The following is a 14,169-nucleotide window of genomic DNA, read 5'->3' as shown; positions in this document are numbered from 1 at the left end:
CGCTCACAGCCGCGTTGCCCGCAGCCGCAGCGCGTTCCCGACCACGCTGACCGAGGACAGCGCCATCGCGGCCGCGGCGATGATCGGCGACAGCAGCACGCCGAAAGTTGGATAGAGGATGCCGGCCGCGATCGGAATGCCTGCGGCGTTGTAGATGAAGGCGAAGAACAGGTTTTGCCGGATGTTGCTCATCGTCGCCTGCGACAGTTTTCGCGCCCGCACGATGCCGGTGAGATCGCCCTTCAGCAGCGTGACGCCGGCGCTCTCCATCGCCACATCAGTGCCGGTGCCCATGGCGATGCCGACTTCGGCAGCGGCCAGCGCCGGCGCGTCGTTGACGCCGTCACCGGCCATCGCGACGCTGCGGCCGGCCTTCTGCAGCTTCGTCACCACCGCGCTCTTCTGGTCCGGCAGCACCTCGGCCTCGACATCGGCGATGCCGAGCCTGCGCGCCACGGCTTCCGCCGTGGTGCGGTTGTCGCCGGTCAGCATGATGACCTTGATGCCCTCGGCCGCCAGTGCCTTCAGCGCCTCCGGGGTCGAAGCCTTGACCGGATCGGCGATCGCGAACAGGCCGGCAAGCCGGCCGTCGACGGCCATGTTGATCACGGTCGCGCCATCGCCGCGCAGCCGTTCGGCCTCGCCATCGAGGGTTTTGGTGTCGACGCCGATCGACGTCAGATATCGGGCATTGCCGAGCACGATGGTTTTGCCATCGACCTTGCCGGTCGCGCCCTTGCCGGTCGGCGAATCGAATTGCTCGACCTGGCCCAGCGCGAGCTGCTTCTCCTTCGCCGCGCGCATGATCGCGTCGGCCAGAGGATGCTCGCTGGCGCGCTCGACGCTGGCGGCCATGCGGAGGATGTCGTCTTCCGCAAAACCGGCGGCCGGCACGATCGCGACCACCTTCGGTTTGCCCTCGGTCAGCGTGCCGGTCTTGTCGACCACCAGCGTGTCGATCTTCTCCATCCGCTCCAGCGCCTCGGCGTTCTTGATCAGGACGCCTGCTTGCGCGCCGCGGCCGACGCCGACCATGATCGACATCGGGGTCGCCAGGCCAAGCGCGCAGGGGCAGGCGATGATCAGCACGCTGACGGCGGCGACGAGGCCAAAGGCCAGCCGCGGCTCCGGCCCGAACCAGGTCCAGGCCGCAAAGGCAGCGACCGCGACCGCAATCACCATCGGCACGAACCAGCCCGCGACCTGGTCGGCGAGACGCTGGATCGGCGCGCGCGAGCGCTGCGCGTCCGCGACCATCTGCACGATCTGCGACAGCAGCGTCTCACGGCCTACCTTGTCGGCGCGCATGATGAAGCTGCCGGACTGGTTGAGCGTGCCGGCGATCACCTTCGCGCCGGTCTCCTTGGTGACCGGCATGGATTCGCCTGTGACGAGCGACTCGTCGAGCGAGGAACGGCCTTCCAGAATGACGCCGTCGACCGGCACTTTCTCGCCCGGACGCACGCGCAGGCGGTCACCGGCATGAAGTGCGTCGATCTCGACCTCGTGCTCGCTGCCGTCAGCATCGACGCGGCGCGCGGTCTTCGGGGCGAGCTGCAGCAGCGCCTTGATCGCACCCGAGGTCGCGTCGCGTGCGCGAAGCTCCAGCACCTGCCCGAGCAGCACCAGCACGGTGATGACCGCCGCGGCCTCGAAATAAACCGCGACCGCGCCTTCATGGCCGCGGAAGGTGGCCGGGAAGATCTGCGGCGCGATGGTGCCGATCAGGCTGTAGACATAGGCAACGCCCGTGCCCATCGCGATCAGCGTGAACATGTTGAGGTTGCGCGTCAGCAGCGACTGCCAGCCGCGGACGAAGAACGGCCAACCGGCCCACAGCACCACAGGCGTGGCGAAGACGAGCTGGATCCAGTTCGACAGCGTCGCATCGATCCAGTTGTGCGGGCCCGCGAAATGGCCGCCCATCTCCAGCACCACTGCCGGCAAAGCCAGCGCGCCGCCGATCCAGAACCGCCGCGTCATGTCGGCCAGCTCGGGATTGGGGCCGGTCTCCAGGCTCGCCACTTCCGGCTCCAGCGCCATGCCGCAGATCGGACAGCTTCCGGGCCCGGCCTGGCGGATCTGCGGATGCATCGGGCAGGTGTAGATCGTGCCCGCCGGCATCTCGGGCTCGGGCGTCTTGTCCTTGGCGAGGTACTTTGCGGGATCCTCGGCGAATTTGGTGCGGCAGCCGGCCGAGCAGAAATGGAAGGTCGCGCCGTGATGGTCGAAGCGGTGCTTGGACGTCGCGGGATCGACGGTCATGCCGCAGACGGGATCGCGGACCTTTGCCGCGGCGCCGTGGTCATGCGCGTGATCGCCGTGCGCGCCGCAGCAGGAGGCAGCGGCGGGCTTGTCGACCGGGGCAACTTTACTGGAACAGCCGCATCCGGAATGTGTTTCCGGCTTGTGATGGTGTTCGTGTTCGGCGTCGTTCATTGCCACGCTCCGGCCTTGCAAGTTATACCCTGGGGGGGTATATAGTCCGCATGCGCAAGGACATCAAGGCATCCGTCGGAAAACGGCTCGGCCGGATCGAGGGGCAGGTTCGCGGCCTCTCGAAAATGGTCGAGGAAGACCGCTATTGCATCGACATCGTCACGCAGATCTCGGCGGTGCGCGCCGCGCTGCGCCGGGTAGAGGAAGAGGTTTTGAAGGATCACGTCGCCCATTGCGTCGAGCATGCGATCGCGAGCGGCGACAAGGCCGATCAGCGCGAGAAGATCGCGGAGCTGATGGCGGTGATCGGGCGGGCGGAGCGGTAGGTCGCCGTCATTGCAGGGAGCGTAGCGACGAAGCAATCCAGACTGTTCGGGCAGAGACGGTCTGGATTGCTTCGCTGCGCTCGCAATGACGATGTTGGAGGGACGGCTAAGCCGCCATCTCCAACGCGTGTCCTCGCGCGCGGTACTTTGCGAGATCGTTCAGCAGCACAAAATGCTCGGAGAAGGCAACGCTCATCTCCGAAGCCGCCTCACGCATCACTTCTTCAGCCGAAACCGGCGCCTCTTCGTCAAACGCTTCAGGAACGAGCGGCGGCGCACTGAACGTTTCTGGAAACACACCGAAGGTGCCGGCTACCTCCTCGAGCGGCTTCTGCTTGTCGGCCCAGTGCAAGGCGGTGTAGTCGAAGCCGTGCACGATGGTGGGTTTGACGACTTCGAAATAGGGCGAGATGTCGAAGTCGCGGGGCATGTAGAGCGAGGAATCGCGGATGTGCAGGATCTCGCGGCGAGCAGCACGGCTGCCCGCCTTGGTGATCTTCGGCAGGATCGGATAGCGCACGGCGTCGAACGCCTGCGCGATTAGCGCCGAGCAGATGATCTTGGTGGGATCGCCCGAGCCGATCGAGATCATGCGGCGCCGCCAGCGCTGCGGGATCGGCAGCGGAAACAGAAAGCGCATCAGGTCGACGATGTTCTTGGTGTCGTAGCCGAAGCCGATGCGGTTGATCGCATAGCGGCAGACCGTGGTGCGGTCCTCATAGGACAGCCCGACCGGGCGGCAGACGCGGGTGTGATAGGGGAAATATTTCGATAGCGGCGCGGAGGTGACGCCTTCGCCGATATTGGCCTCGATCAGCACGTGCGGCTCGCCGTCGGGCTCTTCCGCGCCCTCGATCGGGCCGACATAGAGTGCGCCGTGGGACCAGGTCGACTGCGTCAGATATTTGATGATGCCCGAGATGCGGTTGTTGCCCTCGACCAGCAGCACGTCGCCCGGCTCGATGACGCCGCGCAGATGCTCGGGGTCGCTCGGCGTGAACGGCTCATAGCCCGGCACCTCCTTCGAGAGGTACGCGGCAATCAGCTTGCCGACTGAATCAAGGACCGTCCCCATTTCAAAACTCCCCCACGGCCTTTTCCGGCCGTCTTTTTCTCTTCTCTACCATGGTCTGAACGTGTTGCAATTCGGTTCATCGCTCTGTGACATCAAGCACGATTGATTCACCATGATGGTTGCCGCGCAACATCAGATACGGCAAGGTTCGCTAGCTGTTCCCGTTTGCTGCAAGTCTCCGGAAACCATGCCATGACAATCACGCGCCGCAGCTTCCTATCGGCATCGGCGGGCCTTGCCGCGACGCCGGTCCTGCGCGCAACCGCCGCAACCCTGCCGCGCGAGGCTGACATCGTCGTGATCGGTGCGGGCGCGGCCGGAATTGCCGCGGCGCGGCGCATCATGGCGGCCAATCGCAAGGTCGTGGTGGTGGAAGCTGCGTCGCAGATCGGCGGCCGCTGCATCACGGATACGACCACCTTCGACACGCCGTTCGATCGCGGCGCGCGCTGGATGCACAATCCCGACACCAATCCGATGATCCGGCTGGCGCGCAGCGCCGGGCTCGACGTTCTGCCGGCGCCGTCAGGCCAGAAGATGCGCATAGGTCGCCGCAACGCACGCGCCGGCGAGACCGAGGAATTCCTGGCGGCGCTGGTGCGAGCCAACCGCGCCATCGACGAGGCCGCGCGCGGCAAGCTCGATACCGCCTGCGCCTCGGTGCTGCCGAAGGACCTCGGCGACTGGGCCGGCGCGGCCGAGTTCATGCTGGGTGCGGGCTTCGCCGGCAAGGACCTGAAGGAGCTGTCTGCGATCGACAAGGCGCGGGCACAGGATCGCAACGCCGCGATCGCCTGCCGCCAGGGCCTGGGGACCCTGATCACCAAACTCGGTGAGCAGGCGCCGGTCGCGCTGTCGACGCCGGCGAGCCGGATCGTCTGGAGCAATCGCGACGTCAGCGTGGAGACACAGGCCGGCAGGATCGCCGCACGCGCCGCCATCATCACGGTCTCGACCAATGTGCTGATTTCGGGCGCGATCAAGTTTGGGCCTGACATTCCCAAGCGTACGCTCGATGCCGCGTCAAAGCTTACGCTCGGAAGTTATGATCACATCGTGCTGCAACTGCCGGGCAATCCGCTCGGCCTGTCGCGCGACGACATCCTGATCGAGCAGAGCAATTCGACGCGCACGGCGCTGATGTTCGCCAATATCGGCGGTTCCTCGCTATGTTCGATCGATGTCGGCGGCTCGTTCGGCCGCGATCTCACCCAGCAAGGCGAGAAGGCGATGACGGCCTTCGCCAGAGAATGGATCACGAAGCTGTTCGGCAGCGAGGTCGCCGCCGCCGTGCAGAAAGCCAGCGTGACGCGCTGGAACGCCTCGCCGTTCGTGATGGGTGCGATGTCGGCGGCCTCGCCCGGCGGTCAGCTCTCGCGAAGAATCCTTGCCGAGCCGATCGGCAACATGTTCCTCGCCGGCGAAGCCACGCACGAGACGCTGTGGGGCACCGTCGACGGCGCCTGGGAAAGCGGCGAGCGGGCCGCGGACGCGGCCTTGCGCAAGATCGGCGCGCTCAAGGACGAGCCGGCCGATGTCCCGACGCAGTCGACGAAGAAGCGCAGAGCGCCGCAGTCGCAGAGGAATTGATTAGTCGTCGTCCTGGACAAGTGCAGCGAAGCGAAGCGTAGATCCAGAACCCATTACGCCAGGGATTGGTTTGGCGGAGATTCTTGGTCACCTGCTCGCGCTACAAACGCTGACCGGGGTAATGGGCCCTGGCTTTCGCCAGGACGACAATGGATGGCTTACCGCAAAATTCCATCGAGCGCCGGCAGTCCCGCAATCACGGCTATCGCGATCAGCGCGTAGCAAATGGCGCGAAACACTTTCTCGCTGGCGCGGCCGAACAGCGACGCGCCAAAGGCGACGCCGATCGCATAGACCGGACCGACGATGAGCGAAAGCACCAGCGATTCGCGGCTGATCAGGCCGGTGGTCGCGTAACTGATCATCGAGAAGAAGTCCGACGCGCCGAAAAACAGCAGGATGTTGGCGCGCGCGACGATCGGGGCGATGGGGCGGCCGAGCCAATAGCCGACGATCGGCGGGCCGCCGGTCTGGGCGAGGCCGCTGCAGAAGCCGGAGAGGCTGCCGATGCCGACCGAAAGCCAAGCGTGGTCCTTGCCGCGATAGCGCCAGCCCGACAGCAACAGAAGCAGCAGCGCGGCGACGAAGCAGGAGATGATCCATCTCGTCGTGACGGGTTCGAGCACGCTGAGGAAATAGGTGCCGACGGGGACGCCGACCAGCGCGCCCAGCACGATCACGGCGGTGGCCTTGCGGTCGGCCTTGCGCCAGGCGTCGGGCAGCAGCGGCGCGGCCGCGACGAAGTCGATCACGAGGAGCAGCGCGGCAACCAAACGCGGCGCCGCGATGCTGCTCGCCAGCGGCATGAAGATCAGGGCCGAGCCGAAGCCGGAGAAGCCGCGCGCGGTGCCCGAAACGAAAGCGACGGCGCAGAGTGCCATCGCAACGGTGAGGCTGACGTCCTTTGGAAGAAAGTCAGTGAGACTCATGCTCTAGATTTCTCGAGCATGATCATGCTCTCAAAGTGCCGCCGGTCTTCTTCGTCACCTCCGCCACGATCTTCGCGGCGACGGCCTCGATCTCCTGGTCGGTCAGGGTCTTTTCGCGCGGCTGGATCGTCACCGCGATGGCGATCGACTTCTTGCCCTCGTCGATGCCCTTGCCTTCGTAGACGTCGAACACGTTCACGGCGGTGATCAGCTTCTTGTCGACGCCCTGAGCCGCGCGCACGATCTCGCCGCTCTTCACGGTGCGGTCGACGATGAAGGCGAAATCGCGTGAGACCGGCTGGAATGCCGACAGCTCGATCACGGGCTTGGCACGGGTCGGCTTCTTCTTCGCCTCGGGGATGCGGTCGAGGATCACCTCGAATACCATCAGCGGGCCGCCGGCACCGAGCGCCTCGAGTGCGCGCGGATGCATCTCTCCGAAATAACCCAGCACGTTCTGCGGCCCGATCTGGATCGTACCGGATCGCCCGGGATGCAGCCAGGACGGGCCGCCCGCGACGATCTGAAGCGCCTGCATCGGTGCCCCTGCGGCGGCGAGCACCGCGAGCGCATCGGCCTTGGCGTCGAACAAGTCAGCCTGCGCCGAGCCCGACCAATGCCGTCCCAGACCTTGCGACGACGCAAAGCCGCGGCGGGCGCCGCTTGCCGCCATGAACTGATCCTGCGGCCGATCGCCCTTGAACACCTGCCCGACCTCGAACAGCGCGACATCGCCAAAGCCGCGATCGGCATTGGCCTGCGCCGCCGCGATCAGGCCCGCCAACAGGGTCGGGCGCATGTCGGACAAATCCGACGCGATCGGGTTGGCGACCTCGAGTTCGCGCTGGCCGCCGCCGAACAGCTTTGCGGCGGACTTGGTGATGAAGGACCAGGTCACCGCTTCGATGATGCCGCGGCTCGTCAGCGCGCGCCTGGCGCGGCGGGTGCGGAGCTGGAGCGGGGTCAGCACGGGTTTGCGTGCGTCCTCGCCGCGCTCGAACGGCGTCATCGGCACCTTGTCGACGCCGTGGATGCGGACGACTTCCTCGACGATGTCGGCCTTGCCGTGCACGTCGGTGCGCCACGACGGCACCGCGACCTTCACGACCGGGCCCGGGCCCGCCATCATGAAGCCGAGATGGGTCAGGATGCGCTTCATCTCCGGCATCGGCACTTCGATGCCCGAGAGCCGCTTGACCTCGGTGACCGGAAAATCGATCACGCGGTCGTCGCCGAAGGTCTTGCCGACAACGACGTTCTCCGACGGCGTGCCGCCGCACATCTCCATCACCAGTTTCGTCGCGAGCTCCAGCCCCGGCACCATGAACGCCGGATCGACACCGCGCTCGAAACGATAGCGCGCATCCGAATTGATGCCGAGCTTGCGGCCGGTCTGGGCGATGTTGATCTCGTTCCACAGCGCCGATTCGATCAGCACGTCGGTGGTGGTCTCGTCGCAGCCCGAGGCCTCGCCGCCCATGATGCCGGCGAGCGATTCGACGCCGTGCTCGTCCGCGATCACGCAAATCGCGGGATCGAGATTGTAGCTGCGGCCGTCAAGCGCGAGCAGCGTCTCGCCGTCACGGGCGCGGCGCACCACGAGATTGCCCTTCACTTTCTTCGCGTCGAACACGTGCAGCGGTCGTGCACGGTCGTAAGTCATGAAGTTGGTGATATCGACCAGCGCGTTGATCGAGCGCAGGCCGATCGCGGTCAGCCGCTTCTGCAGCCATTCCGGCGACGGTCCGTTCTTCACGCCACGCACGAGCCGTAGTGCAAAGCCCGGGCACAGCGCGGCGTCCTCAACCGTGACATTCACCGGGCAGGGGAATTCGCCCTTGATCGGCTTGATGGTGGGGTCCTTGAACTTGCCCATGTCGGCGGCGGCAAGATCGCGCGCGATGCCGTGCACGCCGGTGCAGTCCTGCCGGTTCGGCGTCAGATTGATCTCGACCACGGGATCGCCGAGGCCGGCCCATGCGGCGTAAGCAGCGCCGATCGGCGCATCCGCGGGCAATTCCATGATGCCGTCATGGTCGTTGGAAATCTGCAATTCAGCCGCCGAGCACAGCATGCCGCGGCTCTCGACGCCGCGGATGGTGCCGACCCCGAGCGTGATGTCCTTGCCGGGAATGTAGGTGCCGGGCGGCGAAAACACGCTGACGAGCCCCGCACGCGCATTCGGCGCGCCGCAGACGACCTGCACCGGCGCGCCACCGTCGCCGGTATCGACCATGCAGACGCGCAGGCGATCCGCATTCGGATGCTGCTCGGCGGATATCACCTTCGCGATGGTGAAGGGCTTCAGCGCCTTCGCCTTGTCCTCGATGTTCTCGACCTCGAGTCCGATCATCGTGAGCTTCTCGGCGAGCTTGTCCAAGGGCTCGTCGGTGTCGAGATGTTCCTTCAGCCAGGAGAGGGTGAATTTCACGAGCTCAGCCCTCCCGCGAGCGTCGGCACTTCGAGCGGCTTGAAGCCGTAATGGGACAGCCAGCGGACGTCGCTGTCGAACAGCTGGCGCAAATCGGCGATGCCGTATTTCAGCATGGCGATGCGGTCGATGCCCATGCCCCAGGCGAAGCCCTGGTACTCGTCGGGATCGATGCCGCAGGCGCGCAGCACGTTCGGATGCACCATGCCGCAGCCGAGAATCTCGAGCCAGTCCTCGCCCTCGCCGAAGCGGATCTCGCCTTTGTCGCGGCGGCACTGGATGTCGACTTCCAGCGACGGTTCGGTGAACGGGAAGAACGAGGGCCGGAAGCGCATGTTGATGTGATCGACCTCGAAGAACGCCTTGCAGAACTCGTGCAGGATCCATTTGAGGTGGCCGAGATGGGAGTGCTTGTCGATGACGAGGCCTTCGACCTGATGGAATTGCGGCGTGTGGGTCGCATCGGAATCGATGCGATAGGTGCGGCCCGGGCAGATCACGCGGATCGGCGGCTTCTGGCTCAGCATGGTACGCACCTGCACCGGCGAGGTGTGGGTGCGCAACAGCATGCGGGAGCCGTCCTCCTTCGGATGGAAGAAGAAGGTGTCGTGCATCTCGCGCGCGGGATGGCCTTCCGGAAAATTCAGCTTGGTGAAGTTGTAGTCGTCGGTCTCGATATCGGGGCCTTCGGCGACCGAGAAGCCCATGTCGGCAAAGATCGTGGTCAGCTCGTCCCAGACCTGGCTCAGCGGATGGATGCGGCCGGCCTCGGCCGGCGCATCGCGCAGCGGCAGGGTGACGTCGATGGTTTCCGACGCAAGCCGCGCGTCGAGCGCCGCCGATTTCAAGACGTCGCGCCGCGCGGCGAGTGCCTCGGTGACATTGTCCTTGGCCTGGTTGATCGCAGCGCCCTGGGTCTTGCGCTCGTCCGGCGACATTTTTCCGAGCGTGGCAAGCAGCGCGGAGATCGAACCCTTTTTGCCGAGGGCAGCGACGCGCACCGCTTCGAGGGCGGCCTCGTCGCCGGCGGCGGCGATCTGGTCGAGGATGGATGTTTCGAGCATTGCGAGGTCGGACACGGTCAAATCCCTGCTGCCAAATTCGGCTGGGTTGTCGCCGCCCGAAGGCCGTAACGTCAAGCGAAAAGCCGGTCATTCGGGCTGACGAGCGGCTGGGTTGAACCTCGCGCGGGAGGCTGGCACCAAGGGGGATACGAGGAGGCTTTCGCGATGCTCTCAAGATCCGGTCTGGCTGCTCTCGCCGTCGTTCTCTTGGTCGCGAGCACCCCGGCGCGCGCCATGGTCTGCATGGAGAAGTCCATGACGCTGGACGAGGTCGTCGACAGCATCGCTGCCCAGAAGGGCTGCGAAAGCGCGATGAAGGTGTTTCAGGATTGCCAATTGACCGCGAGCGGCGATGTCCAGCTCGGCACCGCCGTCGAGAAGAAATGCGAGGCAGACTTCATGCCCGGCCTCAACATTGCGCGGAAACGGGCTTACCAACGCGAGATGCGCGTGTGCGACCGGAAGTACCGGAATAAATCCGGCACCATGTATCTGTCGTTCACAGCATTCTGCCGGGCGGAGATCGCCCAGCGCTACTCGCAACGCGCGCTGAAAGCCGGCGGAGCCGGCCGTTAGCGCGGGCGTGCTCAGGCCGCCAGAGCGGCTTTGGCCTTCTCGGCGATCGCCTGGAACGACGCGGGCTCGTTGATCGCGAGATCCGACAGCACCTTGCGGTCCACGGTGATCCCGGACTTGGCCATGCCGTCGATAAAGCGGCTGTAGGTCAGGCCGAACGGACGCACGGCAGCGTTGATGCGCTGGATCCAGAGCGCGCGGAACGTCCGCTTCTTGCGCTTGCGATCACGGAAGGCATACACGAGAGCCTTCTCGACCGCCGGCTTGGCGGTGCGGATCGTGTTCTTGCGGCGGCCGCGGAAACCCTTGGCGGCCTTGTAGACTTTCTTGTGCTTGGCGTGGGCGGTCACACCGCGTTTGACGCGAGCCATGACAAATATCCTTCGAAAGATGACTTGATGTTCGGATCGCCGCGAAAGCTGCGGCGCGGGTGGCAATGATCGTGGACGCGATCAGGCGTTCGGCAAGAAGTACTTCTTGACGTTGTCGCCGTCGGTCTTGAACAGCACGGCGGTGCCGCGCAGCTGCCGGATCTGCTTCTTCGTCCGCTTGATCATGCCGTGACGCTTGCTGCGATGAGCGAACATCACTTTGCCGGTGGCAGTCACCTTGAAGCGCTTTTTAGCGCCCGATTTGGTCTTCAGCTTGGGCATTTGGCTCTCCTAATGGCCATAGAAATCCGCCCGCGAAGGCGGCTGGCCGTCAAAATGCTCGTTAGAGCGTTGATTGTGCTCAGGTTTTGCGAACAAGCGCGAAACCCGCACGGACACCGCCACGGCAGCCCTTAATCAGCCGGGCAATGAAGGCTGGGCTTATGACAGAGGACGGGCGAATTGGCAACGATGAACCGGTGGAACCTAGCCGCCGACTATCCGGAATTGCTAACCTCATGTCCGAGCCGTGTCGCCCGGAGCAGGATTAAAATGCCCTATTTTTCCCAATCGCTTCCGTCTTTGACGGATGTCGCTCGTCCGCGCCGCCTGGCGCTGTTGGCTGTGCTCGCCATGGCTGCGTTTCCGTCGACTGCCGATGCTCGCATCCGCGGCTATGACGGCGTCTGGAACGTCACCTTCGCCACCACCCGTGGCAATTGCAGCTCCGGCTACAGCGTTCCCTTCACCGTCGCCGGCAGTCGGGTGTCGTCCGCCGGCGGTGGCCGGGTCTCCGGCAAGGTCAATCGCAGCGGTGGCGTCGCGGTCGAGGTTTCGGTCGGGGCGTCCCATGCCAGCGGCGGCGGCCGGCTCGCCGGCGCGGCCGGGACCGGCTCCTGGCACGGCATCATCTCCGGCGACCGCTGCAGCGGCATCTGGCAGGCGACAAGGACGTAACTCGAGCGAGCCATCTCCGCGATGGAGGTGCGCTCCCTCTCCCGCAAGCCGGAGAGGTCGCAGCGGTGCTCGCGGCTCGAATATCCGACAAAAAACAAAACGGCCCGCCGGAGATCCGGACGGGCCGTTGAATTCTTCAGCCTAAAGAACCGGCGTCAGCGCGGCGCCAGAACCATGACGACCTGACGGCCCTCGAACCGCGCGTCCTGCTCCACCTTGGCGAGCTCGGCGACGTCGGTCTTGATCTTGTCGAGCAGCTTGGTGCCGATCTCCTGGTGCGCCATTTCGCGGCCGCGATAGCGCAGGGTGATCTTGACCTTGTCGCCTTCTTCGAAGAACCGCTGCATGGCGCGCATCTTCACTTCGTAATCGTGGTCGTCGATCATCGGGCGGAGCTTGATCTCCTTGATCTCGACGATCTTCTGCCGCTTGCGGGCTTCAGTGGCTTTTTTCTGCGCGGCGTACTTATACTTCCCGTAGTCCATGATCTTGCAGACGGGAGGGCTGACGTTCGGCGAGATCTCGACCAGATCCATGCCGGCTTCCTGGGCCAAGCGGATAGCCGCGACGGTCTCGATGGTGCCCTTGTTGTCACCGGTCTGATCGATCAGCTGGATCTGCGCATTGCGAATATCGTCATTGATGCGCGGCCCGTCTTTGGCGGCAGTGGGCGGGGCTTTATTTGGACGGCGAATGGGTGGTTCTCCAAAGTTATGAAAAGAGGCGGCTATTTTGCAGGAAGATACGGTTGCCGGCAAGCAATCGCTCGTGCGGCGGTCGAAAAAGCCTCAAATGCGAGGCATTTTGGCCACGGCGGGGCACGCAGAGGGACATAGACACCTTGCTTCTGTTCCGCAAGCGTCCCAAAGGGCCAATGACGACGTCCAGCTGCGCTGCGGAGCACGTCCGGACAGCTCAAACCGCACAGCCAGAGTAAACGTTCCATGAATCACCCGATTCCCGATGCCGTGCTCGACTTCATCGATGTGGGCGAAGGCCCCTCCGCACGCCGGATCGCGGTGCGCCGCCGCGCGGCCCAAAAATCTGGTCAAGAATCTGATCAAGAATCTGGTCCAGAACCTGGTCAAGGACCGGGACTGGTCTGGCTCGGCGGGTTCAAATCGGACATGCGGGGCAGCAAGGCCGTGGCGCTGGACGAATGGGCCCGGGACCACGGCCGCGCCGTGGTCCGTTTCGATTATTCCGGCCACGGCGAATCCGGCGGCGATTTCGCCGACGGAACCATCGGGCGCTGGCTCGAGGAAAGCGTCGCGGTATTCGAGCGATTCTGCGCCGGCCCGCAAGTCCTGATCGGCTCGTCAATGGGCGGCTGGATGGCGCTGCTGCTCGCGCGCGAGATCAAAAAGCGTTCTGGCAAGGCCTCGCTGGCGGGCCTGGTGCTGATCGCGCCGGCGCCGGACTTCACCGAGGAGCTGATGTGGAAGAATTTTCCGGCCGCGGTGAAGAAAGAAATCGAGACCAAAGGCGTCTGGCTGAGACCATCGGATTATGGCGACGGCTCGCCCTATCCGATCACGCGAAATCTGATCGAGGAGGGGCGCAACCACCTCGTGCTCGGCAGCGCCATCGATCTCGGCTGTCCCGTCCGCATCCTGCAAGGTGCGCAAGATCCTGACGTGCCCTGGCAGCACGCGTTCGCGCTGACCCATCGCCTGCCGGCCGACGACGTCGTGCTGACCATGATCCAGGACGGCGATCACCGCCTCTCGCGCCCGCAGGACATCGCCCGCATTCTTGCCGCCGTGGCCGAGATCGGGTGAAATCGCCACCTAGCACTCGGTGTCATCGCCCGACTCGATCGGGCGATCCAGTATTCCAGAGGCGCTCGTGCTCAAGCCGAGAAGCCGCGGCGTACTGGATGCCCCGGTCAAGCCGGGGCATGACTGAGAATGGGAGGGGAGAATCGCCGATGACCACCACCGCCATGCTGCGCGCGTTCTGCGACGCCGTCGAACAACGCAACGGAAAAGCCTTCGCGGATCTCTTCACCGAGGACGGCGTCTATCACGACGTGTTCTATGGCGCCTTCGCCGGCCGCGAGGAGATCGCCGCGATGATCGACGACTGGTTCTATCGCACGGCAACCGACTTCCGCTGGGACATGCACGATCCCGTGTCGAACGGCACCACGCTCTATGCGCGCTACACGTTCAGCTATCGCTCGACCTTGCCGGAGGCCGATGGCGCGCGGGCGATGTTCGAGGGCGTGGCGATCATGACGCTCCGCGACGGCAGGATCGTCAGCTATCACGAGGTCGCCAACACCGCGCCGGCGTTTGTCGATCTGAAGTTTGCGCCGGAACGGATCGCGAAGATCGTCGCCAGGCAGGGCGCGGAGCTCAAGGCACGGCCGGAGATGCAGCGGCATTTTGGCTAGCCGTCGTTCTTGC

Annotated in this window: 14 protein-coding genes; 6 read left to right on the top strand and 8 right to left on the bottom strand. The window is 64.8% G+C overall.

The features are described 5' to 3' along the window. Positions 1 to 3: 3 nt before the first annotated feature. Entirely contained in the window at positions 4 to 2,439 is a 2,436-nt protein-coding gene (locus tag N551_RS0106130) for a heavy metal translocating P-type ATPase (RefSeq protein WP_027566200.1), read from the bottom strand. 50 nt (positions 2,440 to 2,489) lie between these two features. Here N551_RS0106130 and N551_RS0106125 point away from each other — a divergent pair, with 50 nt between their 5' ends. Then, the gene (locus N551_RS0106125; protein WP_007598521.1) at positions 2,490 to 2,765 is read left to right on the top strand and encodes a metal-sensitive transcriptional regulator; all 276 of its coding nucleotides are present in this window, start codon (positions 2,490 to 2,492) and stop codon (positions 2,763 to 2,765) included. A 106-nt stretch (positions 2,766 to 2,871) separates the two neighbouring features. Here the strand turns inward: N551_RS0106125 and N551_RS0106120 are convergent, their stop codons facing one another. Next, positions 2,872 to 3,840, bottom strand: a complete 969-nt coding sequence (locus tag N551_RS0106120; RefSeq protein WP_027566199.1) for a YiiX/YebB-like N1pC/P60 family cysteine hydrolase — start codon at positions 3,838 to 3,840, stop codon at positions 2,872 to 2,874. A 192-nt stretch (positions 3,841 to 4,032) separates the two neighbouring features. Here N551_RS0106120 and N551_RS0106115 point away from each other — a divergent pair, with 192 nt between their 5' ends. Then, complete coding sequence (locus N551_RS0106115; RefSeq protein ID WP_027566198.1) at positions 4,033 to 5,430, top strand: FAD-dependent oxidoreductase; 1,398 nt, start codon at positions 4,033 to 4,035, stop codon at positions 5,428 to 5,430. Positions 5,431 to 5,588: 158 nt separating this feature from the next. On the opposite strand, the gene N551_RS0106110 is transcribed toward N551_RS0106115, so the two are convergent. From N551_RS0106110 to pheS, 3 genes are read right to left on the bottom strand one after another with little or no spacing between them, the layout of a single operon-like run. After that, positions 5,589 to 6,359 (bottom strand): sulfite exporter TauE/SafE family protein, encoded by a 771-nt coding sequence (locus N551_RS0106110; protein ID WP_027566197.1) that lies wholly within the window; start codon positions 6,357 to 6,359, stop codon positions 5,589 to 5,591. 22 nt (positions 6,360 to 6,381) lie between these two features. Further along, positions 6,382 to 8,790: a phenylalanine--tRNA ligase subunit beta gene (gene pheT, locus N551_RS0106105; RefSeq protein WP_027566196.1), complete on the bottom strand. Its 2,409-nt coding sequence runs from the start codon at positions 8,788 to 8,790 to the stop codon at positions 6,382 to 6,384. Then, positions 8,787 to 9,869: a phenylalanine--tRNA ligase subunit alpha gene (pheS, locus tag N551_RS0106100; RefSeq protein WP_027566195.1), complete on the bottom strand. Its 1,083-nt coding sequence runs from the start codon at positions 9,867 to 9,869 to the stop codon at positions 8,787 to 8,789. Before pheS ends, pheT begins: the two co-directional genes overlap by 4 nt. 150 nt (positions 9,870 to 10,019) lie before the next feature. Between pheS and N551_RS0106095 the strand changes: the two genes are divergently transcribed. Further along, positions 10,020 to 10,430, top strand: coding sequence for a hypothetical protein (locus N551_RS0106095; protein WP_027566194.1), 411 nt, complete (start codon positions 10,020 to 10,022; stop codon positions 10,428 to 10,430). A gap of 11 nt (positions 10,431 to 10,441) precedes the next feature. On the opposite strand, the gene rplT is transcribed toward N551_RS0106095, so the two are convergent. After that, positions 10,442 to 10,801, bottom strand: coding sequence for a 50S ribosomal protein L20 (gene rplT / locus N551_RS0106090; RefSeq protein ID WP_007598538.1), 360 nt, complete (start codon positions 10,799 to 10,801; stop codon positions 10,442 to 10,444). An 81-nt stretch (positions 10,802 to 10,882) separates the two neighbouring features. Then, a complete protein-coding gene (rpmI, locus tag N551_RS0106085) occupies positions 10,883 to 11,083 on the bottom strand; it encodes a 50S ribosomal protein L35 (protein WP_007598540.1) in 201 nt (66 codons plus the stop codon). Positions 11,084 to 11,353: 270 nt separating this feature from the next. Here rpmI and N551_RS0106080 point away from each other — a divergent pair, with 270 nt between their 5' ends. Further along, positions 11,354 to 11,758 carry a hypothetical protein gene (locus tag N551_RS0106080; RefSeq protein WP_027566193.1) on the top strand — a complete coding sequence of 135 codons (405 nt, stop codon included), beginning with the start codon at positions 11,354 to 11,356 and terminating at the stop codon, positions 11,756 to 11,758. Between the two features lie 155 nt (positions 11,759 to 11,913). Here N551_RS0106080 and infC read toward each other — a convergent pair whose 3' ends face one another. Further along, positions 11,914 to 12,453 (bottom strand): translation initiation factor IF-3, encoded by a 540-nt coding sequence (infC, locus tag N551_RS0106075; protein WP_155809540.1) that lies wholly within the window; start codon positions 12,451 to 12,453, stop codon positions 11,914 to 11,916. A 249-nt stretch (positions 12,454 to 12,702) separates the two neighbouring features. Between infC and N551_RS0106070 the strand changes: the two genes are divergently transcribed. Next, complete coding sequence (locus tag N551_RS0106070) at positions 12,703 to 13,539, top strand: carboxylesterase (protein ID WP_027566191.1); 837 nt, start codon at positions 12,703 to 12,705, stop codon at positions 13,537 to 13,539. Positions 13,540 to 13,688: 149 nt separating this feature from the next. Beyond that, positions 13,689 to 14,156, top strand: coding sequence for a nuclear transport factor 2 family protein (locus N551_RS0106065; protein WP_027566190.1), 468 nt, complete (start codon positions 13,689 to 13,691; stop codon positions 14,154 to 14,156). Positions 14,157 to 14,169: the final 13 nt, after the last annotated feature.

Source organism: Bradyrhizobium sp. URHA0013 (assembly GCF_000518345.1).
Classification (GTDB): domain Bacteria; phylum Pseudomonadota; class Alphaproteobacteria; order Rhizobiales; family Xanthobacteraceae; genus Bradyrhizobium.
Note: the sequence above shows the minus strand (reverse complement) of the source record. Positions and strands in the feature narration are given on the sequence as shown.

Coding starts and splice junctions, on each gene's coding strand:
- N551_RS0106130 (WP_027566200.1), bottom strand. CDS start 2,439: ATGAACGACGCCGAACACGAACACCATCACAAGCCGGAAACACATTCC.
- N551_RS0106125 (WP_007598521.1), top strand. CDS start 2,490: ATGCGCAAGGACATCAAGGCATCCGTCGGAAAACGGCTCGGCCGGATC.
- N551_RS0106120 (WP_027566199.1), bottom strand. CDS start 3,840: ATGGGGACGGTCCTTGATTCAGTCGGCAAGCTGATTGCCGCGTACCTC.
- N551_RS0106115 (WP_027566198.1), top strand. CDS start 4,033: ATGACAATCACGCGCCGCAGCTTCCTATCGGCATCGGCGGGCCTTGCC.
- N551_RS0106110 (WP_027566197.1), bottom strand. CDS start 6,359: ATGAGTCTCACTGACTTTCTTCCAAAGGACGTCAGCCTCACCGTTGCG.
- N551_RS0106095 (WP_027566194.1), top strand. CDS start 10,020: ATGCTCTCAAGATCCGGTCTGGCTGCTCTCGCCGTCGTTCTCTTGGTC.
- rplT (WP_007598538.1), bottom strand. CDS start 10,801: ATGGCTCGCGTCAAACGCGGTGTGACCGCCCACGCCAAGCACAAGAAA.
- rpmI (WP_007598540.1), bottom strand. CDS start 11,083: ATGCCCAAGCTGAAGACCAAATCGGGCGCTAAAAAGCGCTTCAAGGTG.
- N551_RS0106080 (WP_027566193.1), top strand. CDS start 11,354: ATGCCCTATTTTTCCCAATCGCTTCCGTCTTTGACGGATGTCGCTCGT.
- N551_RS0106070 (WP_027566191.1), top strand. CDS start 12,703: ATGAATCACCCGATTCCCGATGCCGTGCTCGACTTCATCGATGTGGGC.
- N551_RS0106065 (WP_027566190.1), top strand. CDS start 13,689: ATGACCACCACCGCCATGCTGCGCGCGTTCTGCGACGCCGTCGAACAA.